A 2,751-nucleotide genomic window follows, 5' to 3' on the forward strand; every position below is an offset into this window, starting at 1 on the left:
TAATTGAAATATAAAAAATTTTTGTAAAATCATGGGCATGAAACTATCATGGTAGTTGAAATTTCTTGTCAATTTTATTGATAGATAAATAAATAGAAAACTTATAATTTGAGCTTTAGAAATCATATAGAGAAACAAGTCTCCTTACGTATTTAAAAGAGAATATTATTTATTAAAAAATAAAAAGAGCCTGTTATTAAATATGGAATAAGGACTATAAAAAGCAAGTAATAATAGGCTGTTGCCTAAACACATTACCAATATTTTATTAATAGAATATTTATTTTTCTATTACTCTATTTTTATATTAAAGGAGCTCAATTATGAATAGAAATTCAGATGATAATCAAGAAAAAGGGAATAAAATACTCACTGAGCTTTTAAAAAAAAATGCTCCCCCCTCAGAACCTACGACCTATGGTTCACAGGCAGTAATAGGAAGTGGTGTGGTAGCGCTTGATTTAGTTGTCATTATTGATACTAGCGGATCAATGTCTGATGAAGCTGTCGACTTAAGTAATCAAATTGATGCTGCTGTAGAAAAAGCTACAGCAGATTGCCCCTCTGACTTACGTGTCACTTTTCTAGGAATACAAGGAATATGGGAAGGCACGCGATTTGATGAAACTGTCAGTCATTATCTTCTTTCTCATGGTGCGAAAGAAAGTCAACTACAAGCAAGAGCACCATTTAAAGAATCTGATGGATTCGATCATGCTGGAAATCGAGAAGATTTATGCCGTGCCGTTATTGATGTATGTCATCATTTTGATTGGCGGAGTTATGCCAGAAAAGCTATTTTTGTTTTAGGTGATGAAAGTATGGAAGGCGGTGGCGGTACACTAACGCAAGCTGCTATTGAAAAAAATAGTGAGGCAATTGCAGTTGCTCGTTCAATGAAAGTTAAAGTACATACTTATCAAGGTACACCTGATGATTCACCAACAAATTTAGATCGTTTTCCAACACTTGCGGATAAAGATGCAGTAACTAGCGAATATCAGCGTTTAGCAAAAGAAACAGGAGGGCGATCTTATATCTATACAACAGGCATCGCAAATTTTCTGTTGGTATTAAAAGATGTGCTCTGCGATAGCTTAATGCCACCAATATTACCAGAAGGTAAACATCTTGATTGCAGTTATGTATGCGAACATCTTTCTGAAATCATCTCAACTGTAAATAAATTAGCTGACATTATGAATAAGGCAATAGATGCATGCTGTCCTAAAACACCTACAAAATGTTAACCACCAAATAAAAAAACACCCCTAAAGGGGTGTTTCAATATTGCTTTATAGCAAGCTATAGACTTATTTATTCTCAGGAATAACGATTTCTTGCTCTTCAATAATTGCAGGATCTTCTGTTATTTCTTCTTCAGAGTATGCTGGATAATCAGCATCATCGTCATAACTGCCATAAGAACTTGCACCTGCACCGATTAGCATTGCTGCTAAACCTAACATTTGAGGTGCTTGAGTGACATTCATGAATTCGTCAAAGCTGTAAGTTTTACCATTCATCGTAAATTTATCAGCCGCATAATTCAGTTTCAGATCAAGAGATTTACCATCTTGCGACAATGTCATCAGAGGTAATGCTTCTTTCTCATCTTGGGAAATTTGGTTGATATTTTGCTGTAGTTCAGTTTTTAGCTGATTAATATCTTTTGTCGTTGTTGCTTTAATTTCTGCTTTTTTCTCATCATTTAAAGGTTCTTTAGAATAACGAGCTGCATCAAGATATTGAGTTGTATTACGGAATTCTTCTAACATTGGCATTGATAAACTTACGTTGAAATCAATGTTTTTAAACAGAGAATTAAAGATTTCTGACGGTTTTTTATCATTTTTATCGAACTCATCCACTTTAAATGCATTGAGATCAATATTGAAGTTCAGTTTACTTGCACCCGCTGAGTTAGTTAAAGATGCTTCATCAATACGGAAAATTAAGCCCTTTTCTAAAACATCACGAACCGCTTGTTCAACTAATTCAGAGCTACCTAATTTATTTTTATTCCATGGTAATAATGAATTGTTATACACTTTGGTTAATAACAACATCGCATCAGGGTCAGCTTTATCAATAGAATAAGCAAATTTACCTGCGCCAAAATCTAAACCACCGACTGAAAGTGACTTAAATGTATAGTCTTGATTAATATAAAATAATTTATCTTTAATCTCACTATTTGTTTTCAGCGCTAAGTCTTTCATTGAAAACTCAGATGCTTTATCGTCGCCAGTATGAACTAATTCACCTAAAGTAATGGATTGATCATTAAACATATATTGATCACCCGCAACTTTAGTTCCGGTTAAAGAGCCTGAAATATTTTTAACGGTAAATTTATCATTAGCACCTTGTGTAATAACGAATTGCTCACCTTTGATATCAGATGAAATATTTTTTCCATCTTTATCTGAAGCAAAGTTTAGAGTAATCGGTGTTGATGTAATGTTACTCTTATCGTTGTTATCAGTATAATCTATAGCGCTGATTACGGCAGAACCTGATACTGCGCCATCAAAGCCTAAAGAGGTATGAAGTGCTAATGGGGATTTATCCGCGGTTAATTCGAATAATTTCTTAGTTGTATCGGTTTTCACCAAAGTGTTATTCAACGCTGCTAACTTAGGCATTAAGTTTAATTTTGCAACATCTGAAATTGGGAATGGACCATGATCAACTTTTGTATCAAAGAGAATTTCTTCTACTTTTAGATTATCTTTAGGATCAGTCGCA

General features: G+C 33.8%; 2 protein-coding genes. One reads left to right on the forward strand and one right to left on the reverse strand.

Annotated features, from left to right (window positions below; translation table 11 throughout):
• Nucleotides 1-323 precede the first annotated feature (323 nt).
• A complete protein-coding gene (locus M983_RS16280) occupies nucleotides 324-1,250 on the forward strand; it encodes a vWA domain-containing protein (protein ID WP_066753481.1) in 927 nt (308 codons plus the stop codon).
• Nucleotides 1,251-1,313: 63 nt separating this feature from the next.
• Here the strand turns inward: M983_RS16280 and M983_RS16285 are convergent.
• On the reverse strand, nucleotides 1,314-2,751 hold a 1,438-nt coding region (locus M983_RS16285), incomplete at its 5' end, for a YdgA family protein (RefSeq protein ID WP_083954623.1).

The organism is Proteus myxofaciens ATCC 19692, from assembly GCF_001654855.1.
In the GTDB taxonomy this organism is placed as follows: domain Bacteria; phylum Pseudomonadota; class Gammaproteobacteria; order Enterobacterales; family Enterobacteriaceae; genus Proteus; species Proteus myxofaciens.

Excerpts from the sequence above, each read along its gene's own strand:
- M983_RS16280 (WP_066753481.1), top strand. The coding sequence starts at position 324 with ATGAATAGAAATTCAGATGATAATCAAGAAAAAGGGAATAAAATACTC.